23 protein-coding genes are annotated in these 21448 nt (G+C 62.0%); 8 read left to right on the top strand and 15 right to left on the bottom strand.

Annotated features, from left to right (window positions below; all coding sequences use genetic code 11):
* The 12 genes from flgJ to LOY37_RS07755 all read right to left on the bottom strand — a co-directional run bounded on the left by flgJ (position 1) and on the right by LOY37_RS07755 (position 10105).
* Positions 1-1200: a flagellar assembly peptidoglycan hydrolase FlgJ gene (flgJ, locus tag LOY37_RS07810; protein ID WP_045200250.1), complete on the bottom strand. Its 1200-nt coding sequence runs from the start codon at positions 1198-1200 to the stop codon at positions 1-3.
* Positions 1201-1211: 11 nt separating this feature from the next.
* Positions 1212-2321 (bottom strand): flagellar basal body P-ring protein FlgI, encoded by a 1110-nt coding sequence (locus LOY37_RS07805; RefSeq protein WP_010224970.1) that lies wholly within the window; start codon positions 2319-2321, stop codon positions 1212-1214.
* A 12-nt stretch (positions 2322-2333) separates the two neighbouring features.
* Entirely contained in the window at positions 2334-3029 is a 696-nt protein-coding gene (gene flgH / locus LOY37_RS07800) for a flagellar basal body L-ring protein FlgH (protein WP_045200248.1), read from the bottom strand.
* Between the two features lie 54 nt (positions 3030-3083).
* Positions 3084-3869 carry a flagellar basal-body rod protein FlgG gene (flgG, locus tag LOY37_RS07795; RefSeq protein ID WP_258716593.1) on the bottom strand — a complete coding sequence of 262 codons (786 nt, stop codon included), beginning with the start codon at positions 3867-3869 and terminating at the stop codon, positions 3084-3086.
* Between the two features lie 45 nt (positions 3870-3914).
* A complete protein-coding gene (locus tag LOY37_RS07790; protein ID WP_045200237.1) occupies positions 3915-4655 on the bottom strand; it encodes a flagellar basal body rod protein FlgF in 741 nt (246 codons plus the stop codon).
* A gap of 189 nt (positions 4656-4844) precedes the next feature.
* Entirely contained in the window at positions 4845-5033 is a 189-nt protein-coding gene (locus LOY37_RS07785; protein WP_195883366.1) for a hypothetical protein, read from the bottom strand.
* A 72-nt stretch (positions 5034-5105) separates the two neighbouring features.
* A complete protein-coding gene (flgE, locus tag LOY37_RS07780) occupies positions 5106-6431 on the bottom strand; it encodes a flagellar hook protein FlgE (RefSeq protein WP_045200234.1) in 1326 nt (441 codons plus the stop codon).
* Between the two features lie 30 nt (positions 6432-6461).
* Positions 6462-7205: a flagellar hook assembly protein FlgD gene (flgD, locus tag LOY37_RS07775; RefSeq protein ID WP_045200232.1), complete on the bottom strand. Its 744-nt coding sequence runs from the start codon at positions 7203-7205 to the stop codon at positions 6462-6464.
* Between the two features lie 15 nt (positions 7206-7220).
* The gene (gene flgC / locus LOY37_RS07770; protein WP_045200230.1) at positions 7221-7664 is read right to left on the bottom strand and encodes a flagellar basal body rod protein FlgC; all 444 of its coding nucleotides are present in this window, start codon (positions 7662-7664) and stop codon (positions 7221-7223) included.
* A 3-nt stretch (positions 7665-7667) separates the two neighbouring features.
* Complete coding sequence (gene flgB, locus LOY37_RS07765; protein WP_038996408.1) at positions 7668-8075, bottom strand: flagellar basal body rod protein FlgB; 408 nt, start codon at positions 8073-8075, stop codon at positions 7668-7670.
* A 220-nt stretch (positions 8076-8295) separates the two neighbouring features.
* On the bottom strand, positions 8296-9123 hold the full coding sequence (cheR, locus tag LOY37_RS07760) for a protein-glutamate O-methyltransferase CheR (protein ID WP_038996410.1): 828 nt from the start codon (positions 9121-9123) through the stop codon (positions 8296-8298).
* A 52-nt stretch (positions 9124-9175) separates the two neighbouring features.
* On the bottom strand, positions 9176-10105 hold the full coding sequence (locus tag LOY37_RS07755) for a chemotaxis protein CheV (protein ID WP_010224956.1): 930 nt from the start codon (positions 10103-10105) through the stop codon (positions 9176-9178).
* Positions 10106-10174: 69 nt separating this feature from the next.
* On the opposite strand from LOY37_RS07755, the gene flgA reads away from it, so the two are divergent.
* The 4 genes from flgA to LOY37_RS07735 all read left to right on the top strand — a co-directional run bounded on the left by flgA (position 10175) and on the right by LOY37_RS07735 (position 12749).
* The gene (gene flgA / locus LOY37_RS07750) at positions 10175-10927 is read left to right on the top strand and encodes a flagellar basal body P-ring formation chaperone FlgA (protein ID WP_045200223.1); all 753 of its coding nucleotides are present in this window, start codon (positions 10175-10177) and stop codon (positions 10925-10927) included.
* 167 nt (positions 10928-11094) lie between these two features.
* Entirely contained in the window at positions 11095-11412 is a 318-nt protein-coding gene (gene flgM, locus LOY37_RS07745; RefSeq protein WP_258597027.1) for a flagellar biosynthesis anti-sigma factor FlgM, read from the top strand.
* Between the two features lie 45 nt (positions 11413-11457).
* Positions 11458-11925, top strand: coding sequence for a flagella synthesis protein FlgN (locus LOY37_RS07740; RefSeq protein ID WP_045200219.1), 468 nt, complete (start codon positions 11458-11460; stop codon positions 11923-11925).
* Positions 11926-12005: 80 nt separating this feature from the next.
* On the top strand, positions 12006-12749 hold the full coding sequence (locus LOY37_RS07735; RefSeq protein WP_045200217.1) for a flagellar brake protein: 744 nt from the start codon (positions 12006-12008) through the stop codon (positions 12747-12749).
* A gap of 45 nt (positions 12750-12794) precedes the next feature.
* Here the strand turns inward: LOY37_RS07735 and LOY37_RS07730 are convergent, their stop codons facing one another.
* From LOY37_RS07730 to bkdR, 3 genes are all read right to left on the bottom strand, one after another.
* Entirely contained in the window at positions 12795-14132 is a 1338-nt protein-coding gene (locus LOY37_RS07730; RefSeq protein ID WP_045200559.1) for an MFS transporter, read from the bottom strand.
* A 170-nt stretch (positions 14133-14302) separates the two neighbouring features.
* Positions 14303-15544, bottom strand: a complete 1242-nt coding sequence (locus tag LOY37_RS07725; RefSeq protein WP_176794338.1) for a glutamine synthetase family protein — start codon at positions 15542-15544, stop codon at positions 14303-14305.
* A 217-nt stretch (positions 15545-15761) separates the two neighbouring features.
* Complete coding sequence (gene bkdR, locus LOY37_RS07720; protein WP_045189126.1) at positions 15762-16247, bottom strand: Bkd operon transcriptional regulator BkdR; 486 nt, start codon at positions 16245-16247, stop codon at positions 15762-15764.
* A 201-nt stretch (positions 16248-16448) separates the two neighbouring features.
* Here bkdR and LOY37_RS07715 point away from each other — a divergent pair, with 201 nt between their 5' ends.
* Genes LOY37_RS07715 through lpdA form a run of 4 tightly spaced genes read left to right on the top strand, consistent with a single transcriptional unit; the run spans position 16449 to position 21428 of the window.
* Entirely contained in the window at positions 16449-17681 is a 1233-nt protein-coding gene (locus tag LOY37_RS07715; protein ID WP_045200210.1) for a 3-methyl-2-oxobutanoate dehydrogenase (2-methylpropanoyl-transferring) subunit alpha, read from the top strand.
* Position 17682: 1 nt separating this feature from the next.
* Positions 17683-18741, top strand: a complete 1059-nt coding sequence (locus LOY37_RS07710) for an alpha-ketoacid dehydrogenase subunit beta (RefSeq protein WP_258610088.1) — start codon at positions 17683-17685, stop codon at positions 18739-18741.
* Complete coding sequence (locus tag LOY37_RS07705) at positions 18742-20040, top strand: dihydrolipoamide acetyltransferase family protein (RefSeq protein WP_258716592.1); 1299 nt, start codon at positions 18742-18744, stop codon at positions 20038-20040.
* Positions 20041-20042: 2 nt separating this feature from the next.
* The gene (gene lpdA / locus LOY37_RS07700) at positions 20043-21428 is read left to right on the top strand and encodes a dihydrolipoyl dehydrogenase (protein ID WP_258716591.1); all 1386 of its coding nucleotides are present in this window, start codon (positions 20043-20045) and stop codon (positions 21426-21428) included.
* Positions 21429-21448 lie beyond the last annotated feature (20 nt).

Raw genomic sequence — 21448 nt, 5'->3', positions numbered from 1 at the left:
TTATAGTTTCGTTGTAGTGCCAATCGCTGCGTAGCTTTCGTACGATTTCATCTGTTTGGCGATCTGCGAAATCTTGCTCGCGTAATCTGGGTCGGTTGCGTATCCGGCTTTCTGCAGCTCGCGTACAAACTGTTCCGGTTTATCGGCAGCCTTGACCGCTTCTTTATAGCGCGCGTTGTTCTGTAGCAGGCTGACCAGGTCATGGAAGCTGTCCTGGTAGGAATCGTAGGAACGGAACGCCGCGGTCTCCTTGACGAACTGACCGTCACGGAACTCGCTGGTGATCGCCCGCGCCTGGCCGCCCTGCCAGTTGCCGGTAGCCTTGATGCCAAACAGGTTGTGACTGCTGCTGCCATCGGCCTGGCGCATGACCGATTTGCCCCAACCGGTTTCCAGCGCCGCCTGGGCCACCAGGTAGCGCGGATCGATACCGATGCGCTTGGCAGCCTGCTCGGCCATTGGCAGCATGGTGGCAACGAATTCATCCGACGAGCCGAATGCGCGCTTGGCCGGTGCCAGCGGCGGCTGGGCCACGGCGCGACCATAGATGCGCATCGAACCCGGCGCGGCAAAGCTTTGCGCCGACTGCCAGTCACCCTTGACCACGGCATCGGTCATGGCCGTGGTGCGTTGCGGCAAGGCTGCGGTGTTGGTGGTGGCAGCGACGGCACCGGCGGACGGCACGATGCCGGCCAGCAGGCGATCGGTGAGTTTGCCCGGCAGCGCCAGGCGCCGCGAGTTGAGCGCCGCCATGTCGTTGCGGGTAACGGCGGTTTCTTCGCTGCGCGCAGGCTCGGCAACCTTGCTTGCCCACAACGGCCGCTGCTGGATATCCACGCGCGGGAACGGGCTGTTGTTGCTCGCAGCGCTGGCCTTCTGCTTGGACAGCTGGCGCATCAGTACTTCCTGCAGGCCGATACCGCCGCCCTCGCGGGACATGCTCACCGCCAGCTGCTGGTCGTACATCTGCTGGTACTGCTTGGTGGTCTCGGTGTTGAGCGGGTTGTCCTTGGCCAGTACATCGCTGGCCGAGCGCATCGACTTGAGCATCTCGTTGAGAAACAGCGACTCGAATTCCTGGGCCACCTTGCGCAGGTTGGCATCGCTGTCGCGATCACCAACCTTCAGCGAGTTCAGGCGATTGAGGTCGGTGTAGGCACCACTGTCGGCGGCATTGAAAGCACTTTTAGGCATATCCATGGCCAGCCCCCTCAGATCACGATCAGGTCGGCTTGCAGGGCGCCGGCCTGTTTCAGGGCTTCGAGGATCGCCATCAGGTCACCAGGCGCAGCGCCCACCTGGTTCACCGCACGGACGATTTCATCCAGGGTGGTACCGGGGCCGAACTTGAACATCGGCTTGGCTTCCTGCTCGGCATTGACCCGTGAGCGCGGCACCACGGCAGTCTCGCCATTGGAGAACGGCCCCGGCTGGCTGACGATCGGGTCTTCGGTAATGGTCACGGTCAGGCTGCCGTGGGTGACCGCCGCCGGCGACACCTTGACGTTCTGGCCAATGACGATGGTACCGGTACGCGAGTTGATGATGACCTTGGCCACAGCCTGGCCCGGATCGATCTCAAGGTTCTCGAGAATCGACAGGTAGTCAACCCGCTGGCTCGGATCAAGCGGCGCGGTAACCCGTACCGAACCACCGTCCAGGGCCTGGGCCACACCCGGACCGAGCAGCTCGTTGACCTTGTCGACGATGCGCTTGGCGGTGGTGAAGTCGGGGCGATTGAGGTTCAGGGTCAGGCTGTTGCCCTGGTTGAAACCACTGGGCACGGCGCGCTCGACCGAAGCACCACCGGGGATGCGACCGGCCGACGGCACGTTGACGGTAATCTTCGAGCCGTCGCGGCCTTCGGCATCGAAACCGCCGACCACCAGGTTGCCCTGGGCAATGGCGTAGACGTTGCCATCGATACCCTTGAGCGGAGTCATCAGCAGGCTGCCGCCGCGCAGGCTCTTGGAGTTGCCGATCGAGGAGACGGTGATATCCACCACCTGCCCCGGCTTGGCGAACGCCGGCAGGTCGGCATGCACCGACACCGCGGCAACGTTTTTCAGCTGCACGTTGCCCGAGCCTGGCGGCACCTTGATGCCGAACTGCGAGAGCATGTTGTTGAAGGTCTGCAGGGTGAACGGCGTCTGGGTGGTCTGGTCACCCGTGCCGTTGAGCCCCACCACCAGGCCGTAGCCGATCAGCTGGTTGGTGCGCACGCCGGAAATGCTGGCGATGTCCTTCAGACGCTCGGCCTGCACGGCGAACGCAGTGGACAGCAGAATCGTAGCGGCAATCAGCTGCTTGAAGTTGAACATGGTCATCCGAACCTAGAAAGGCCAAAGCGGGCTGATGAAGAACCGGTCAAACCAACCAGGCTGGCTGGCGTCGGCAAACGAGCCGGTACCCGAATAGGTGATGCGCGCATCGGCAACACGGGTAGAAGGCACGGTGTTGTCGGTGGCGATGTCATCGGCACGGATCATCCCGGCGATACGTACCAGCTCATCACCGGTGTTGAGGGTCAGCCACTTCTCGCCGCGCACGGCAATGATGCCGTTGGGCAACACGTCGGCCACGGTGACAGTGATCGAGCCGGTCAGGGTATTGCCCTGAGCCGCCTTGCTGTCGCCCTTGGTTGCACGGTCGCCGCTGTAGCCGGCACTGAGGCTCAGATCGCCATCACCAAATGGATTATTGGTGGTCAAGCCACCGCCAAACAACGAGGTCAGGCCGATATCGGCCTTGCTGTTCTTGGCAATCTGCGAGTTGGCGTTCTTGCTCGCCTGGGTGCGCTCGTTGAGGGTAATGGTGATGATGTCACCCACCCTGAAAGCCTTGCGGTCGCTGTACAGGTTCTGGTCGAAACCGGCCTGGTAGATCGAGCCGTTGTTGGCCGCCGCCGGCAATGGCGTGCGCGGCAATACCGGCGCGTAGTAAGGATCGTTAGGCTTGGGCGTCGGCGCGACGCAGCCGGCCAGCAAGGCGATCCCACTCAGGGCAAGCACGGATAACAAACGACTCATGACTCTGACCTCACGGTGTAACAGGCGCCGTTCAAGCGACCTCGAAGACTTCACTTACAGGTTCTGGGTAACGTACGAGAGCATCTGGTCGGCGGTGGAAATGACCTTGGAGTTCATTTCGTAGGCCCGCTGGGTGGTGATCATGTTGACCAGCTCTTCAACGGTGCTGACGTTGGAGTTTTCCAGGGTTTGCTGCTGCACCACGCCAAAACCGTTGAGGCCTGGGGTACCGATCTGCGGCGCGCCGCTGGCGGCGGTTTCCAGGAACAGGTTGCCGCCCATGGCCTGCAGGCCGGCCGGGTTGATGAAGTCGGCGGTCTGGATGTTGCCGATGATCTGCGCCGCCGGGTTGCCGGCAGTGGTGATCGACACGGTGCCGTCCTGGCCAACGGTGAAGGTCTGCGCCTCTGGCGGCACGACAATCGCAGGCTCCAGGGCAAAGCCGTTGGCGGTAACGATCTGGCCATCGGAATTCAGGTGGAAGGTACCGTCGCGGGTGTACGAAACCGTGCCGTCCGGCTGCAGGATCTGGAAGAAGCCACGACCGTTGACCGCCATGTCCAGCGGGTTCTCGGTGGTCTGCAGGCTGCCGGTGCTGAAGTTTTTCTGGGTGCCGACGATGCGCACACCGGTACCCACTTGCAGGCCCGACGGCAGCTCGCTGTCCTGGGTCGACTGGGCGCCTGGCTGACGCTTGATCTGGTAGAGCAGGTCCTGAAACTCGGCGCGATCACGTTTGAAGCCGGTGGTCGAGACGTTGGCCAGGTTGTTGGAAATGGTCGTCAGGTTGGTGTCCTGGGCGGACAAACCGGTTTTACTGACCCAAAGAGCCGGAAGCATGCTGTTCTCCTCGCGCGCCTGTTTTACGGCGCTACGTCTGTGTAATTAGCCGATCTGCAAAACCCGAGCCATGGCTTCGTCGCCTTCTTTGGCCGTGGTCATCATCTTGATGTGCAGTTCGAATTGACGGGACAGCGCCAGCACCGAGGTCATTTCCTCGACCGCATTGACGTTGCTTGACTCCAGGAAACCAGAAACCACCTGGACGTTGGCGTCGGCAGGCGCGGGCTGGCCGCTCTTGGTGTGGATCATGCCGTCCAGGCCCTTGGTCATGGTCTTGAGGTCCGGATTGACCAGCTTGATGCGGTCGACCTCGGCCATGACCCGCGGGCCTTCGCCCATGGCGCGGATGCTGATGGTGCCATCCTGGCCGATCTCGACCTTCTGCTCTGGCGGCACGGCAATCGGCCCGCCATTGCCCATCACCGGCATGCCGTTGCCGGCGCGCAGCACACCCAGGCCGTCAATGTTGAGGCTGGCGGTGCGCACATAGGCTTCACTGCCATCCGGAGCCTGTACGGCAATGAAGCCGTCGCCGCCGATGGCGATATCCAGGTCACGGCCGGTCTCTTGCATCGAGCCCGGGCTGAAATCGGTGGCCGGGCGCTCGGTCATGGCGTAGGCCCGCGCCGGAAAGCTGTCACCAAACACCGGCATCGAACGCGCCTGCTCCAGGTCGCGCTGAAAACCGCTGGTGGAAATGTTCGCCAGGTTGTTGGCATGGGCCTTTTGCGCCAGCGCGTTCTGGCTGGCACCGGTCATGGCCACGTATAGCATCTTGTCCACAGTCATCCTCCGCTGCGCTGGCGAACACTTGCCGTCCGCCGCTGCTCTGCAGTGCCTGTAGCAAGTTTCAAACCAACTTTTGCAAAAGACCCAAAAGCCCAATAGAACAAGGGTTTCAGCGCTGCGCGAAGACTCGCATGGAGAAAGCGCCGTCGAAATTACGGCGCCGGTTTGCCGCTAGCGGCAAGCTTAGTACTCGCGGCAGGCCGCGTTATTGAAAGGACCGGCAAAACGCTTCCAGCCCTCGCCCGGGGAAAACTGCGCGCACACCAGACGCCCGGTGACCTGGCTTTCCCAGCGATACCAGGGCGCGGCATCGGCCCAGACCTGGCTCATCAACAGCACGGCAAACAGCGCCAGCAGCCATCGCTGCAACATGATCGATACCCCTGAAATACAAGACCCCTTCCGAGAAAGGGGTCTGTTTATACCAACTACCTTACACCCGCATCAGGCCATCTGGATGATGGTCTGCATGATGGTGCTCTGGGTCGAGATGGTCTTGGCGTTAGCCTGGTAGTTGCTCTGCGCCTTGATCAGCTCGACCAGCTCGTTGGTCAGGTTGACGTTGGACGCCTCCAGCGAGTTGGAAGCGATGGCGCCCAGGGTACCGGTTTTCGGTGCATCGATACCCGGGATACCCGAGGAGTAGGTTTCGGTCCAGCGAGTACCACCCATAGGCTGCAGGCCTTGCTCGTTGGCGAAGCTGGCAATCGCGACCTGGCCGATGGCGCGCGACTGCTGGTTGCTGAAGCTTGCGAACATCACGCCGCTGGAGTCGATGCTCAGGCTCGACAGGATACCGGTAGCGTAACCGTCCTGGCTTTGCGACAGGCGCGTGGTCGGGGTGTTGTACGAGGTGGTGTCGGTCATGTCGATGGCGATACCGCCAGCATTGGCAGCCGAACCGTTGGAACCCCAGACCGGTGGCTTGGCACTGGCGTTGGTCACCTCGGCAGGAATCCAGCCGGTCAGCTTGAAGACCTTGTTGACCACTTCGTAGCCCGAGCCCGCAGCACCGGCAGTCATGCTCTTGACGCTACCGTCAGAGTTGAACACGATGGTGCCTTCCAGCGCCTTTGGCGGCTCTTCGGCAGGGTTCAGCGGGTTGCGGCCATCGATCAGAGTGTACGACTTCCAGGTATTGGTCCCGGTCTTGACGTAGTACTGATCCATGACGTGCTCGTTACCCTGGCTGTCGTAGATCTTGGTGGCGAAGGTCTTGTTCCAGCTGTTTTCGTCGGTCGGGCTGAAGGTGGTGGTCGCCGGAATGACCTTGTCCGACGAGTTCAGGTTCAGGCCCTGATCGATCGCGGTGGTGCTCTTTGGCGCCAGCGCCGAGGTGTCGATCTTAAGGTCGGTCAGCACGCCATTGATGATCTTGCCGTTTTCATCAACGCCGTAGCCGCGCAGGCGCAGGCCGTCAGCAGTGACGACATAGTTGTCCTTGTTGGTCTGGAAGGCACCGGCACGGGTGTAGCTGAGCGCACCGTTGTCGCTCAGCACGAAGAAGCCCTGACCCTGGATACCCATGTCCAGCACGTTGCCGGTGTTGGTGATATCGCCATTGGTGAACTGCTGCGATACCGCGGCCAGGCGCACACCGTTACCGATGTTGTTGGTACCGACGCCGAGCTTGTTGGCCGAGTAGACGTCGGCGAATTCTGCGCGCGACGATTTGAAACCGGTGGTGGCGACGTTGGCGATGTTGTTGCCGGTCACGTCCAGTTGCTTGTTGGCTGCATAGAGACCGCTAAGGCCGATATTGAATGACATCTTTCACTCCTTGTGCCGCGTTAGCCGGCTCTATATACCGATGGTTTGGACTTTGGACAGGGCGATACTGCCCAGGCCGGCGAGATTGAGCATCATCTCGCCGCCAGTCTGACTGATGGTGACGCTGCTGACGGTGGCCGGCAGCATGGTGTACATGTCCAGCTGCTTGCCTTCGACGGTGGTCTTGGCGGCAAAGGTGTAGGTACCCGGGTCGACTTTCTCGCCCTTGTCGTTGGTACCGTCCCAGACGAAAGCGGCATTGCCGGCCTTCTGCGCCCCCATGTCGATGGTCTTGACCAGCTTGCCATCCTTGTCGGTAATAGTGACGGTGGCATTGCTGAGCGCCTGCGGGACCACCACCGAACCGTTGAAGCTCTTGGTGGTGTCGACCACGGCCTTGTCGGTCTGGGCGATCACCGAGCGACCGACCAGCGACGAGGCCTGCAGTGCCTGCGAGGACTTGTAGTTGCCGGAAATCGCGGTCACCGACTCATTCAGCGAGGTGATGCCTTCCAGGCTGCTGAACTGCGCCAGCTGGGCCACGAATTCGCTGTTGTCCTGCGGATCGAGCGGGTTCTGGTGCTGCATCTGGGTCACCAGCAACTGCAGGAACGCGTCCTTGCCCAGTGCCTGCTTGTTGGCGCCGGTCTTGCTGTTGGTGGCCGAGGCGATACCGGCGGCGCTGTTGGCACTGGTTTCGCTGTTCTTCTTGCCCGACGCCTTGATGACGTCGTTCAGGCTTACGCCGGCTGTTGGGTCATTAACACTTGCCATTGGCTTAGTCCTTTATCACTGACCCAGGGTCAGGACCTTCTGCATCATGGATTTGGCCGTGTTCATCAGCTCGGCGTTGGTCTGGAACGAGCGGCTGGCGGAGATCATGTCAGCCATCTCTTCCACCACGTTGACGTTCGGGTAGTAGACGTAGCCGTCCTTGTTCGCCGCCGGATGGTTTGGCTCGTAGCGCGCCTCAAGGTTGCTCTGGTCCTCGACCACGCCGAGCACCTGCACACCCTGGCCGGCAGCGTCCTGGTCCTGAAACAGCGACTGGCTGACGCCGGCCTGGGCCTGCTGGAAGGTGGTGGCGAATACCGGGTGACGGGCGCGGTAGGTCTGGTCGATGCTCGACGAGACGGTCTCGGCGTTGGCGATGTTCGAAGCGACGGTATTCAGACGCGTGGTCTGGGCGCTCATGCCGCTACCGGCAATGTTGAAGACACTGGCGAGGGACATGACTTACTCTCCGCGCAGGGCCGATACCAGCCCTTTGAATTTACTGTTGAGCAGCGTGAAGCTGGCCTGGAAACCCACGGCGTTTTCCGCATAGCTCGATTGCTCGAGCTGGGCATCGACGGTGTTCTGGTCGATCGACGGCTGCATCGGCGTGCGGTACTGCAAGGTCTCGTCGCCCATGCTCAGGCCTTCGGCCTCGATGTGCCGGGCGTTGGTACGATCCAGTGCGAAATGGCCCTTGCTGGTCTGCTCGGCCTGCGCCGCCAGCACCGAAGCGAAGTCCATGTCGCGCGCCTTGTAGTTTGGCGTGTCGGCGTTGGCGATGTTGTTGGCCAGCACCTCGGCACGCTGGGCGCGAAAGCCCAATGCCTTTTCGTGGATGCCGAGCGCTTTGTCGAAGCTGATGCTCATGTCGTGGAAACCTTCGAAGGTTTTTCGTTGACTGTGTCAGAGCAAGAGCCATGCCAAAAAACAAAACCCCGTAAATACGGGGCTTTGAGGAGTTTGCCGCCAGCGGCAATGCCAGAAAAGTGGCAAAAGAGCGGCAAGCGGCAAGCTTCAAGCGGCAAGAAAAAGCCAGGCGGCGCGCGAGCGGCTCTCTTTCTTGCCGCTTGAAGCTTGCCGCTAAAGCCTACTTGGCCTGGTAGATGATCCCCGGGCTGCACTGGACCATCTGGTAGTGATCCGGCAAACCGTTGAGCGCTTCAGAAGCCCCCAGGAACAGGTAGCCTCCCGGCTTGAGCGTGCCGTGAATGCGCAGCAGGATGTCCTTCTTGACCTGGGCCGAGAAGTAGATCAGCACGTTGCGACAGAACACGATGTCGAACTTGCCCAGGCTCGCATAACTGTCCAGCAGGTTGAACGAGCGGAACTCGACACGGCTGCGGATCGGGGCCTTGACCGCCCAGCGCCCCGGCCCCTTGACATCAAAGTAGCGCTGCAGGCGCTCCTGGGACAGGCCGCGGGCAATCGCCAGGCTGTCGTACTCGCCGGTCTTGCAGTTGGTCAGCATCGAGCCGGAGAGGTCGGTGGCGACGATCTGCGCACCCATCTTCAACTGGCCGATGTTGCTGCGCTCGAACTCGTCGATGGCCATGGAGATCGAGTACGGCTCCTGACCCGACGAACAGGCAGCCGACCAGATGCGCAGGCGCTGGCCAGGGTTGGCCTTGATCTGCTCGGGCAAAACCTTGTTCTTCAGCACTTCGAACGGATAGGTGTCGCGAAACCAGAGGGTTTCGTTGGTGGTCATGGCATCGACCACCTGCTCGCGCAAACCGCTGCGCGGCTGGCTCTGGATACGCTGCACCAGTTCGCCCAGGGACTTGATACCCTGCTGTTCCATCAGCTTGTTGAGACGGCTGGAGACAAGGTATTGCTTATTTTCGCCCAGCAGGATGCCACAGGCTTTTTCCAGGAAGACCCGGAACTGTTCGAAATCCAAATTACCCGTAGACAATGATGCCGCCTCTTAAATCGTATGTACCGCCAGGGGCAAAGGCCCCCGGCCGTTAGTGCGTGGCCTTGATCCGATCAACAACGCGCTGGGCGAGGTCGTCCGGGCGGAATTTGGCCAGGAAGTCATCAGCACCGACCTTCTTGACCATCGCCTGGTTGAACACCCCGGAAAGCGAAGTATGCAGGATGATGTGCAACTTTTGCATGCGCGGGTCGCTGCGAATCTCGGCGGTCAGGGTGTAGCCGTCCATCTCCGGCATTTCGATGTCGGAGATCATCATCAGGAATTCTTCCTCCGGCCGCTTGCCCTCGTCGACCAGCTTGCGCAGGTAGTCGAGCGCCTGGCGACCGTCGTTGAGCGCCACCACTTCGACGCCAACGGTCTGCAGGCAACGACTGACCTGCTTGCGTGCCACCGACGAGTCATCGACCGTCAGCACCCGCAGCATCACTGCCTTGTCCTGCACTTCGGCATCGACCACGCCGGCGGAGATCGCCTCGGAGGTCGGCGCCACTTCGGCGAGGATTTTCTCCACGTCGATGATCTCGACCATTTTGTTGTCAACCCGGGTCACCGCCGTCAGGTAGTGATCGCGCCCGGTGCCCTTGGGTGGCGGATGGATCTCCTCCCAGTTCATGTTGACGATGCGCTCCACCGAATGCACCAGAAACCCCTGGGTCTTGGTGTTGTACTCGGTGATGATGACGAAACTCTTGCTGGTTTCTTCACTCAGACCGGGCATCCCGGTCGCCATCGCCAGATCGAGGATCGGGATGGTTGCCCCACGAATATTCGCGACACCGCGCACGACGGGGCTGGATTTGGGCATAACAGTCAGGTTCGGACACTGCAGCACTTCCCTTACCTTGAACACGTTGATGCCGTAGAGCTGCTCGCCATTGAGACGGAACAACAGCAGCTCCAGGCGGTTTTGCCCTACCAGTTGCGTGCGCTGGTTCACCGAATCCATTACACCAGCCATGCCAGACTCCTTCACCAAACGCTTCGAGCTTCGTACCCAGTCGGCACGCGCTTTGCTTTTTTTAATCGTATGAACATGAAAACGACATTTTTCCGACGCCTGACCCGCCACCTGCCCGGCTTCCTTGCTGCGCTGTGCCTCGCGGCCCCTGGCGTTCGAACTCTGGCTGACGCTTTCACCTTGCCTGAACAGCTTATCGGTGTCACCCAAGGGTTTCTTGAATTCACCGTAGAAGACTACCTGGCCACCAGCCAGACCGAAGGCCGCTACGAGATCCAGGTCAACAACCTCGACCCGCGCCTGCGCATGCCACTGTGCGACCAGCAACTGGGCGCTTCGCTGGAGAGCCCGGCGCAGCCGCTGGGCCGCGTGACCGTGCGGGTTCGCTGCGACGGCAGCTCACCGTGGACGGTGTTCGTGCCCGCCCAGGTACGTCTTTTTCGCAACGTGGTGACCGTGGTCCGTCCGCTCAAGCGCGACAGCGTCGTCGGCGAACAGGACGTCGCCCTGCGCGAACGCGACGTAGGCATGCTCAACCAGGGTTTTCTCGCCAGCCTCGACCAGGCGGTGGGGCTCAAGGTTATCCGACCAACGGTCATGGATCAGGTCCTCACTCCCCAGCACCTGGAGCAGGCCGAAGTGGTGCGCAAAGGCGACCAGGTGGTGATCACCGCTCGCAGCGGCAGCCTGGCTGTGCGCATGCCAGGCGAAGCGCTGAGCAAGGGCGGCCTGAGCGAACAGATCCGCGTGCGCAACCTCAACTCCAAGCGGGTGGTCAAGGCCAGGGTGACCGGGCCGGGTCAGGTGGAAGTGGCCATGTAGAGCGCTGAATCAATATCAATGCTGGCGATCAGGAACTGCTTTTCCTAAACTGTGTCCATTGGATGCCCCGAACCGGCCGCGCACGCCTTTGAGCATTTGCGCCTAAAGTTTCTTTCGGGTTGGCCGAAAACAAGGCAAGCGTCCAAACACCCAGAGGTTTTCTGATCATGGTCATCGACTTCAGTCGTTTGAATAATTCCCCGTCGGTTGCCGGCGGCGTGCGCACTGGCAGCAGCCAGGAAAGCACCGCCAGCGCAGCTTCGGCCAAGGCCGGCAGCGTTGCTCAAAGCAGCGCCAGCGGGGAAACCGTACACCTCAGCCACGAGGCCCAGCAGTTGCAAAAGGTCAGCGACAAGCTGCGCGACCAGCCGATTGTCAACAGCGCCCGGGTGGCCGAGTTGAAACAGGCTATCGCCGACGGCAGCTACCAGGTCGACAGCAACCGCGTCGCCAGCAAACTGCTTAATTTCGAAGCCCAGCGCTAGCCCCTGGCGCGCTGACTTCAGGACGCTTGAACCAAAGAGCCAGCCATGCACGACACTACTCTGCTGCAACTGATCGAAAACGATATTGCTCCAGCGCAAGAACTGCTCGAATTGCTGCAGACCGAGAACGTTGCCCTGCACGGCCGCGACATGCCGCTGCTGGAAAACATCCTGGCGCGCAAGCAGTCGCTGGTGATCCTGCTCGATCAGCATGGCCGCCAGCGCAGTGAACTGCTTGCCGGCCTGGGCCTGTCCCAGGACCGCGAAGGTGTCGCCCAACTGGCCAGCAACTCCTCTTTCGGTGACCTGCTGCTGCAACAACTGGATGTGCTTGGCCAACTGCTGGCTGACTGCCAGGCGGTCAACGAGCGCAACGGCCGCTCGATCCAGATCCAGCAGAGCACTACCGCCAACCAGATCAGAATCCTCATGGGCGGCGAAGCACCGTCGCTCTATGACAGCCGCGGGGCCACCTCCCCCCTCGCCAAGCCGCGGGCGTTGAGCCAGGCTTGATTCCCTGTATCAAGGCACGGAACATACTGGCAAAATGCCGTAACTTGCGTGTGACGTTTTTGCCTGGAGAATGATTAACCGTGTTCAATGAAGCAGAAGCTCCGCAGCCTCCGAAGGTGCTCACTACTCCTTTGGAAATTGCCGCCAACTTGCGGTCGCTGCAAGAGAGCCATGACCCGCTGATCATCACTTTCCACGAACGCAGCCAGCGTTTTCAAAGCTATGTGGTCGAGGTCGACCGCGAAGGCAATCGCCTGGCCCTTGATGAAATGATCCCTCGTGACGGCGAACGCTATCTGCAGAATGGCGAACCATTTCGCGTTGAAGGCTTTCATGATGGCGTGCGTATCGCCTGGGAATGCAACACACCGTTGAGCATTGTCGAGGAAGATGGCCATCGCTGCTACCGCGGCACCCTGCCTACCGAAGTCGCCTACCACCAGCGCCGCAATGCCTTTCGTGCAGCGCTGAAGCTGACCCAGCTGGTAGACGTCGTGCTCGACGGCGAAAAACTCAAGGGCAACGGCGCGCTGCGCGGCAAGTTGCTGGATATTTCCGCAACCGGCTGCAAGCTGCGCTTTGAAGGCAATGTCGAAGAGCGCCTGCAATTGGGCCAGGTTTACGAGAAGTTCGCCAGCGGTGCACCGCTGGGTTTGTCCCAGGTCGAGGTCGAGTTGCGTCATCTGCATTTCGAAGAGCGCATCAACGCCACCTTCGCCGGCGTGCGCTTTCACAACCTCAACGGGCAGATGCAGCGCAAGGTGGAAACCTTCGTTTACCAGCTGCAGCGTGAAGCACGGCGCTTCGATAAAGACGACTACTGAGTCGACCCCATCGCGGGGCCCGCTCCCACGGGCCCCGCGATGGCATCACACCTGTGTCGGCTTGACCTCTTCAGCCACAACCTCAGCGTCATCCCCCTCCTGCGCCTCGGTATCTTCAGCCGCCACCGGCGTCTGCATCTGATCCTGCACCACCTGCTCGTCAACCCGTGGGTCCAGCGCTGCCGACAACGGTGAACCTGCCGCCGGCATGGCCACGTGATGCAGCGGCGCATCGTCGACCTGGTGCAAACCGGTCACCGCTTTCGGGCGGATCCGCCAGACCAGCACCAGGGCAAAGAACACAAAGAAGGCATAGAGCATCTGGTTGCCCAGCACCTTCATCAACACCCCGGCCACCAGCGGCCCGATACTCGCGCCCACGCCATAGGTCACCAGCAGCATCGCCGTCAGCGACACCCGCCGCTCGCCCTCGACGTGGTCGTTGGAAAACGCCACCGCCAGCGGATACAGGCAGAACTGCAGCAGCGACACGGCAAAGCCTGCGACAAACAATACCTCCAGCGGCACTGATGGCATGATCGCCAGCGGCAGGGCAACAATCGCCAGGCCCACGGCAACGCTACGAATCAGCAAGGCCCGGTCATAGCGATCGGACAACCAGCCCAGCGGCCACTGCACCAGCAGCCCGGCGAAAATGCAGCAGCCCATGAACAGACCGACCTGCTCGGTGCTCAGCCCCTGCTTGGACGCATACAGCGGCGCCAGGCCGTAGAACGAGCCGACGATCAGGCCGGCTCCCAGCACCGTACTCAGCGACTGCGGCACCCGCTTGATAAAGAAGCGCGGCTCCATCGGTGCCGGCCGCAATGGCGCCGGGTGAATCCGTCGGGTGAGTGCCACCGGCACCAGGCACAGGGCAAAGCACATGGCGACCAGCATCAGCAGTTCAAGGCCCAGCTGCGGATGCGCCACCAGGATCAACTGGCCGAGCACCAGGCCCAGGTACGAGGCAATCATGTAGCCGCTGAACACCGCGCCTCGCTGCTTGGCGTCGGCCTGCTCGTTGAGCCAGCTTTCGATGACCATGTACTGGCACATCATCCCCAGGCCGACGATGACCCGCAGCAGCACCCAGGCCGGCAACCAGCTGACCAGGCCATGGCCGAGCACCGCCGCGCCGACAATGCCGGCGCAGGTGGCATAGGCACGGATATGCCCGACCCGGGCAATCAGCCGGTGGCCGATCTTGCCGCCCAGGGCCAGGCCAAAATAGTTGGCGGCCATCAGCGCACCGACCCAGAGGCTGTCGACATGATCGGCAGCCAGGCGCAAGGCCAGGTAGGTACTCAACAGGCCGGAGCCGATCAACATCATCAGCGCAGCGAAATACAGCGCGCGAAAAGACTTCCAGATCTGTCGCATCAGCGTCCCGAACGGCTCCTTGAGCTGGTGGAAAAACTGCTTGAAAGCATAAGTGAAAATAACCGCCTTGCAGTTGATGCAGATAAAAAAACAGGTGCCAGGGTGTTTACCAACACCGCTGCCACCTGCCTTGAAACTGAGCGATTGCCCCGGCAAAAACGCCTCGCCGGTTATGCCTGCGCGGCCAGCACGCGGCGCTCCCACGGGGTGATCTCATCGAAGAAGCTGGTCAGCTCCAGGGTTTTGGTGGCGATGTAGCCTTCGATGAACTCCTTGCCGAACAGTTCCCGCGCAAGCTCGCTACGCTTCAGACGCTCCAGGGCCGCATGCAAGGTACATGGCAGGCTCAAATGATCCGGCACCTCGAATTCGCCCTGGATCGCCGGCGTCGGTTCGAGTTGCTGCTCGATGCCATAAAGCCCCGCGGCGAGACTGGCGGCAATTGCCAGGTAAGGGTTGGTATCGGCGCCTGGCAAGCGGTTTTCGACCCGCCGCGCCACTGGCGAGCTGGCCGGAATGCGCAGGCCGGCGGCGCGGTTGTCTTCAGACCAGCAAGCATTGTTCGGTGATGCATAGGGGTGGCAAAGGCGCTGGTAGGAGTTCACGTTCGGCGCGAACAAGGCGGTGAAGTCGGCCATGCACGCCTGCTGGCCGCCAATGAAGTGATAGAACGCCGGAGTCGGCTTGCCCTCGGCATCGCTGAAGACATTGCCCCCACCCTCCACCGCCACCACGCTCTGGTGAATGTGCATGGAACTGCCCGGCGTATGCGCCAGTGGCTTGGCCATGCACACCACGGTCAGGCCATGCTTGAGCGCGACTTCCTTGAGCAGGTGCTTGAACAACAGGGTCTGGTCGGCCAGCAACAGCGGATCGCCGTGCAGCAGGTTGATCTCGAACTGGCTGACGCCCATTTCGTGCATGAAGGTATCGCGCGGCAGGCCCAGTGCCGCCATGCACCGATAGACCTCGCTGAAGAACGGGCGCAGGCCGTTGTTGGAACTGACGCTGAACGCCGAATGACCTTCTTCGCGTCGACCATCCTTGCCCAGCGGCGGCAAAAACGGCTGGTCGGGATCGCTGTTGGGGGCGAAGACAAAAAACTCGAGTTCCGTCGCCACCACCGGCGCCAGGCCACGGGCGGCGTAACGGGCAATCACCGCCTTGAGCAGGCCACGACTGGAGAGCCCGGAGCTTTCACCGCTAAGCTCGAGCGCATCGCAAATCGCCAGGGCCCGTGGCTCGTCGCTCCAGGGCAGGCGATAGATATGCTGCGGGTCGGCGACCAGCGCCAGGTCGCCGTCGTCGCTGCCATAGAAACGCGCCGCCGGGTACCCGCCCATGATGCATTGCAGCAGCACACCGCGGGCCATCTGCAGGCGCCGGCCTTCAACAAAGCCTTCAGCGGTCATCACCTTGCCGCGCGGTACACCATTGAGGTCCGGGGTAATGCACTCGATCTCATCAATGCCCGTCAATCGCTCGGCGAGAGAGTTTTGGCCATTGGTCGTCATGACTCTATCCTTGTTGTTTTCGCATGCCGGGAACGGCGACGGCTACAACATAGGCACCGGCCGTTCGAAATTTCAAGCGCCAAACGGACGATATGATCGTAATTATCTACACGGACTAACCTGGCAGGGTCAGGCCATTGGCTGGCAGCGGCAGCGCGGTCTTGTAGCGCACCTGCTTCAAGGCAAAACTCGAACGGATGTTGGCCACCCCCGGCAGGCGGGTCAGGTAGTCGAGAAAACGCTCCAGGGCCTGGATGCTGGGCAGCAGCACGCGCAGCAGGTAATCCGGGTCACCGGTCATCAGGTAGCACTCCATGACCTCCGGGCGCTCGGCGATTTCTTCTTCGAAGCGATGCAGCGATTGCTCGACCTGTTTCTCCAGGCTGACATGGATGAACACGTTAACATCCAGGCCCAGCACCTCCGGCGCCAGCAGGGTCACCTGCTGGCGAATCACCCCAAGTTCCTCCATGGCCTTGACCCGGTTGAAGCAGGGGGTTGGCGAGAGATTCACCGAGCGCGCCAGCTCGGCGTTGGTGATACGGGCATTTTCCTGGAGGCTGTTGAGAATGCCGATATCCGTACGATCCAGTTTTCGCATGAGAGAAAATCACCTGTTTTTTGTCTTTATAAGGAATGTTTATCCGCTAGCCGAGGCAAAGGCAACGAAGTTGAGAAAAATATTCTTCAGGCGCCGGAATATCATGTAGGACAAGACTGACTCCCTGGTCACAAGCCGGGTGTCAGCAGCGACCGCTTCAAAGCTCAACAAAAACACAAGACAGAGCGAGCGTAAAAAAGCATGAACGAGTACGCCCCCCTGCGTTTGCATGTGCCCGAGCCTACAGGCCGGCCAGGCTGCCAGACTGATTTCTCCTACCTGCGTCTGACCGATGCCGGTCAGGTTCGTAAACCTCCCGTCGATGTAGAAGCCGCCGATACCGCGGACATCTCCTCTAGCCTGATCCGGGTGCTGGATGACAAGGGCAATGCCCTGGGCCCCTGGGCCGAGGACGTCAGCCCCGAAGTCCTGCGCCAGGGCATGCGCACCATGCTCAAGACCCGGCTGTTCGACAGCCGCATGGTGGTTGCCCAGCGGCAGAAGAAGATGTCGTTCTACATGCAGAGCCTGGGTGAAGAAGCCATCGGCAGCGGCCAGGCCATGGCCCTGAACCGCAGCGACATGTGCTTTCCCACCTACCGCCAGCAAAGCATCCTCATGGCCCGCGACGTGTCGCTGGTAGAGATGATCTGCCAGCTGCTGTCCAACGAGCGCGATCCGCTCAAGGGTCGTCAGCTGCCGATCATGTACTCGGTGCGCGAAGCCGGCTTCTTCACCATCAGCGGCAACCTGGCGACCCAGTTCGTCCAGGCGGTCGGCTGGGCCATGGCTTCGGCCATCAAGGGCGATACCAAGATCGCCTCGGCCTGGATCGGTGACGGCGCCACCGCCGAATCGGATTTCCACACCGCCCTGACCTTCGCCCACGTCTACCGCGCGCCGGTGATCCTCAACGTGGTCAACAACCAGTGGGCGATCTCGACCTTCCAGGCCATTGCCGGCGGTGAGTCGACCACCTTCGCCGGTCGTGGCGTAGGTTGTGGCATTGCCTCCTTGCGTGTCGACGGCAACGACTTCATCGCTGTCTACGCCGCTTCACGCTGGGCCGCCGAACGCGCCCGCCGCGGCCTGGGCCCGACGCTGATCGAATGGGTCACCTACCGCGCCGGCCCGCACTCGACCTCGGACGATCCGTCCAAGTACCGCCCGGCCGACGACTGGAGTCACTTCCCCCTGGGCGACCCGATCGCCCGCCTCAAACAGCACCTGATCGCCATCGGTCACTGGTCCGAGGAAGAGCACCAGGCGGTCAGCGCCGAGCTCGAAGCCGAGATCATCAAGGCGCAGAAAGAAGCCGAACAGTACGGCACCCTGGCCGGTGGCCAGATGCCGAGCCCGGCCTCGATGTTCGAGGATGTCTACAAGGAGATGCCGGAGCACCTGCGCCGGCAGCGCCAGGAACTGGGGATCTGACATGAACGATCACAACACTTCAATCCAGTTGGAAACCGCCATGGCGACCACCACCATGACCATGATCCAGGCCCTGCGCTCGGCCATGGACATCATGCTAGAGCGCGATGAAGACGTAGTCGTCTATGGCCAGGACGTCGGCTACTTCGGTGGCGTGTTCCGTTGCACCGAAGGCCTGCAGACCAAGTACGGCAAGTCGCGGGTGTTCGATGCACCGATCTCCGAAAGCGGCATCGTCGGCACCGCCGTGGGCATGGGTGCCTACGGCCTGCGCCCGGTGGTGGAAATCCAGTTCGCCGACTACTTCTACCCGGCCTCCGACCAGATCGTTTCGGAAATGGCCCGCCTGCGCTATCGCTCGGCCGGCGAGTTCGTCGCCCCGCTGACCCTGCGCATGCCTTGCGGTGGTGGTATCTACGGCGGCCAGACGCACAGCCAGAGCCCCGAGGCGATGTTCACCCAGGTCTGCGGCCTGCGCACCGTGATGCCGTCCAACCCCTATGATGCCAAGGGCCTGCTGATCGCCTCGATCGAAAACGACGACCCGGTGATTTTCCTCGAGCCCAAGCGCCTGTACAACGGCCCGTTCGACGGCCACCACGACCGCCCGGTAACGCCGTGGTCGAAACACCCGGCCAGCGCCGTGCCGGATGGCTACTACACCGTACCGCTGGACAAGGCGGCAATCACCCGCCCGGGCAAGGACGTCACCGTGCTGACCTACGGCACCACCGTCTATGTTTCGCAGGTGGCCGCCGAAGAAACCGGCGTCGACGCCGAAGTCATCGACCTGCGCAGCCTGTGGCCGCTGGACCTGGAAACCATCGTCGAGTCGGTGAAAAAGACCGGCCGCTGTGTGGTGGTGCATGAAGCCACGCGCACCTGCGGTTTTGGTGCCGAGCTGATCGCGCTGGTCCAGGAACACTGCTTCCATCACCTCGAAGCCCCGATCGAACGCGTCACCGGCTGGGATACCCCCTACCCGCACGCGCAGGAGTGGGCGTATTTCCCCGGCCCTTCACGAGTGGGCGCGGCATTGAAACGGGTCATGGAGGTCTGAATGGGCACGCACGTCATCAAGATGCCGGATATCGGTGAAGGCATCGCACAAGTTGAACTGGTGGAATGGTTCGTCAAGGTTGGCGACACCGTCACAGAAGATCAGGTCGTGGCCGATGTCATGACCGACAAGGCCACCGTCGAAATCCCTTCGCCGGTCAGCGGCAAGGTCCTGGCCCTGGGCGGTCAGCCCGGTGAAGTCATGGCGGTCGGCAGCGAGCTGATCCGCATCGAAGTCGAAGGCGCCGGCAACCACCAGGAAGGCACCAGCCAACCTGCTGCCGCTGCAGCAGCACCGGTGGGAGCGGGCTTGCCCCGCGAAGCAGCTCCAGCGGTTCCTGCCAAGGCCGTGGAAGCTGCCCCCAAACCGGCTGCCCCCGCAGCCTCGGCCCACCAGCCCGCCGCCATCGTCCCGCGCCAAGCCCACGACCGCCCACTGGCCTCGCCTGCCGTGCGCAAGCGCGCGCTGGACGCTGGTATCGAGTTGCGCTACGTACACGGCAGCGGCCCCGCCGGGCGCATCCTGCACGACGACCTCGACGCCTTCCTGGCGCAGCCGACCACCCGCACCCAGAGCACCCCGGGCGGCTACGCCAAACGCAGCGACAGCGAGCAGATCCCGGTGATCGGCCTGCGCCGCAAGATCGCCCAACGCATGCAGGATGCCAAGCGCCGCGTCGCCCACTTCAGCTACGTCGAGGAAATCGACGTCACCGCCCTTGAAGAACTGCGCCTGCACTTGAACAAGAAGTGGGGTGACAGCCGTGGCAAGCTGACCCTGCTGCCATTCCTGGTGCGCGCCATGGTCGTTGCCCTGCGCGAGTTCCCGCAGATCAACGCCACCTACGACGATGAAGGCCAGGTCATCACCCGCCACGGCGCAGTGCATGTCGGCATCGCCACCCAGGGCGACAACGGCCTGATGGTGCCGGTGCTGCGCCACGCCGAAGCCGGCAGCCTGTGGAGCAACGCCGGCGAGATCGTGCGCCTGGCCAATGCTGCCCGCGGCAACAAGGCCAGCCGTGAAGAACTGTCAGGCTCGACCATCACCCTGACCAGCCTCGGCGCCCTTGGCGGCATCGTCTCGACACCGGTGGTCAACACCCCGGAAGTGGCGATTGTCGGGGTCAACCGCATGGTTGAACGGCCGATGGTCATCAATGGCCAGATCGTCATTCGCAAGATGATGAACCTCTCCAGCTCGTTCGATCACCGGGTGGTCGACGGCATGGACGCGGCACTCTTCATCCAGGCCATCCGCGGCCTGCTCGAACAACCTGCCAGCCTGTTTGTGGAGTGACCATGCAACAGACGCTCAACACTACCCTGCTGATCATCGGCGGCGGCCCCGGCGGCTACGTCGCCGCCATTCGCGCCGGCCAGCTGGGCATTCCCACGGTGCTGGTCGAAGGCCAGGCCCTGGGTGGCACCTGCCTGAACATCGGCTGCATTCCGTCCAAGGCGCTGATTCACGTCGCCGAGCAGTTCCACCAGACCCAGCAGCACAGCCAGCAGTCGAACCTGGGCATCAAGGTCTCGCCACCGAGCCTGGACATCACCCAGAGCGTGGCCTGGAAAGACGCCATCGTCGATCGCCTGACCAGCGGCGTCGCCGCCCTGCTGAAAAAGCACGGGGTCAAGGTGATCCATGGCTGGGCAAAAATTCTCGACGGCAAGCACGTCGAGGTCGACGGCCAGCGCATCCAGTGCGAACACCTGTTGCTGGCCACCGGTTCCAGCAGCGTTGAACTGCCGATGCTGCCATTGGGCGGCCCGATCATCTCCTCCACCGAAGCCCTGGCACCGAAAACCCTGCCCAAGCACCTGACCGTGGTCGGCGGTGGTTACATCGGCCTGGAGCTGGGCATCGCCTACCGCAAGCTCGGCGTCGAGGTCAGCGTGGTCGAAGCCCGCGAGCGCATCCTGCCGACCTACGACAGCGAACTGACCGCGCCGGTGGCCGAGTCGATCAAGAAGCTGGGGATCAAGCTCTACCTCAAGCACAGCGTCGAAGGCTTCGATGCCGGCCACCAGGCCTTGCAGGTGCGCACGCCCGAAGGCGAACTGCTGCAACTGAGCACCGACCAGGTGCTGGTCGCGGTCGGCCGCAAGCCACGTACCCAGGGCTTCAATCTGGAAAGCCTGGCGCTGAAGATGAACGGCTCAGCGGTGGCCATCGACGAGCAATGCCAGACCAGCATGCTCAACGTCTGGGCCATCGGCGATATCAGCGGTGAACCGATGCTCGCCCACCGGGCCATGGCCCAGGGTGAGATGGTTGCCGAACTCATTGCCGGCAAATCGCGGCGCTTCGAGCCGGCCGCGATTGCCGCGGTGTGCTTCACCGACCCGGAACTGGTGGTCGTCGGCAAGACCCCGGAACAGGTCGAGCAGGAGGGTCTGGACTGCATCGTCACGCAGTTCCCGTTCGCCGCCAACGGCCGGGCCATGACCCTGGAATCGAAAAGCGGCTTCGTGCGCGTGGTCGCCCGTCGTGACAACCACCTGATCCTTGGCTGGCAAGCGGTTGGCGTGGGCGTCTCGGAACTGTCCACAGCCTTTGCCCAGTCACTGGAAATGGGCGCTTGCCTGGAAGATGTGGCCGGTACCATCCACGCTCACCCGACCCTGGGTGAGGCGGTGCAGGAAGCGGCGCTACGCGCCCTGGGTCACGCCCTGCATCTGTAGACACTGAAGCGGCTGAGGCC

Source organism: Pseudomonas sp. B21-012 (genome assembly GCF_024749305.1).
GTDB lineage: Bacteria > Pseudomonadota > Gammaproteobacteria > Pseudomonadales > Pseudomonadaceae > Aquipseudomonas.
This window is presented reverse-complemented; position numbering and strand designations above follow the sequence as displayed.

Excerpts from the sequence above, each read along its gene's own strand:
- lpdA (WP_258716591.1), top strand. The coding sequence starts at position 20,043 with ATGCAACAGACGCTCAACACTACCCTGCTGATCATCGGCGGCGGCCCC.
- LOY37_RS07730 (WP_045200559.1), bottom strand. The coding sequence starts at position 14,132 with ATGCGACAGATCTGGAAGTCTTTTCGCGCGCTGTATTTCGCTGCGCTG.
- flgA (WP_045200223.1), top strand. The coding sequence starts at position 10,175 with ATGAACATGAAAACGACATTTTTCCGACGCCTGACCCGCCACCTGCCC.
- flgC (WP_045200230.1), bottom strand. The coding sequence starts at position 7,664 with ATGTCCCTCGCCAGTGTCTTCAACATTGCCGGTAGCGGCATGAGCGCC.
- flgD (WP_045200232.1), bottom strand. The coding sequence starts at position 7,205 with ATGGCAAGTGTTAATGACCCAACAGCCGGCGTAAGCCTGAACGACGTC.
- LOY37_RS07725 (WP_176794338.1), bottom strand. The coding sequence starts at position 15,544 with ATGACCGCTGAAGGCTTTGTTGAAGGCCGGCGCCTGCAGATGGCCCGC.
- flgG (WP_258716593.1), bottom strand. The coding sequence starts at position 3,869 with ATGCTTCCGGCTCTTTGGGTCAGTAAAACCGGTTTGTCCGCCCAGGAC.
- bkdR (WP_045189126.1), bottom strand. The coding sequence starts at position 16,247 with ATGCGAAAACTGGATCGTACGGATATCGGCATTCTCAACAGCCTCCAG.
- flgM (WP_258597027.1), top strand. The coding sequence starts at position 11,095 with ATGGTCATCGACTTCAGTCGTTTGAATAATTCCCCGTCGGTTGCCGGC.
- flgJ (WP_045200250.1), bottom strand. The coding sequence starts at position 1,200 with ATGGATATGCCTAAAAGTGCTTTCAATGCCGCCGACAGTGGTGCCTAC.
- LOY37_RS07755 (WP_010224956.1), bottom strand. The coding sequence starts at position 10,105 with ATGGCTGGTGTAATGGATTCGGTGAACCAGCGCACGCAACTGGTAGGG.
- LOY37_RS07740 (WP_045200219.1), top strand. The coding sequence starts at position 11,458 with ATGCACGACACTACTCTGCTGCAACTGATCGAAAACGATATTGCTCCA.
- LOY37_RS07710 (WP_258610088.1), top strand. The coding sequence starts at position 17,683 with ATGAACGATCACAACACTTCAATCCAGTTGGAAACCGCCATGGCGACC.
- LOY37_RS07805 (WP_010224970.1), bottom strand. The coding sequence starts at position 2,321 with ATGTTCAACTTCAAGCAGCTGATTGCCGCTACGATTCTGCTGTCCACT.
- LOY37_RS07715 (WP_045200210.1), top strand. The coding sequence starts at position 16,449 with ATGAACGAGTACGCCCCCCTGCGTTTGCATGTGCCCGAGCCTACAGGC.
- flgE (WP_045200234.1), bottom strand. The coding sequence starts at position 6,431 with ATGTCATTCAATATCGGCCTTAGCGGTCTCTATGCAGCCAACAAGCAA.
- flgH (WP_045200248.1), bottom strand. The coding sequence starts at position 3,029 with ATGAGTCGTTTGTTATCCGTGCTTGCCCTGAGTGGGATCGCCTTGCTG.
- LOY37_RS07705 (WP_258716592.1), top strand. The coding sequence starts at position 18,742 with ATGGGCACGCACGTCATCAAGATGCCGGATATCGGTGAAGGCATCGCA.
- flgB (WP_038996408.1), bottom strand. The coding sequence starts at position 8,075 with ATGAGCATCAGCTTCGACAAAGCGCTCGGCATCCACGAAAAGGCATTG.
- LOY37_RS07785 (WP_195883366.1), bottom strand. The coding sequence starts at position 5,033 with ATGTTGCAGCGATGGCTGCTGGCGCTGTTTGCCGTGCTGTTGATGAGC.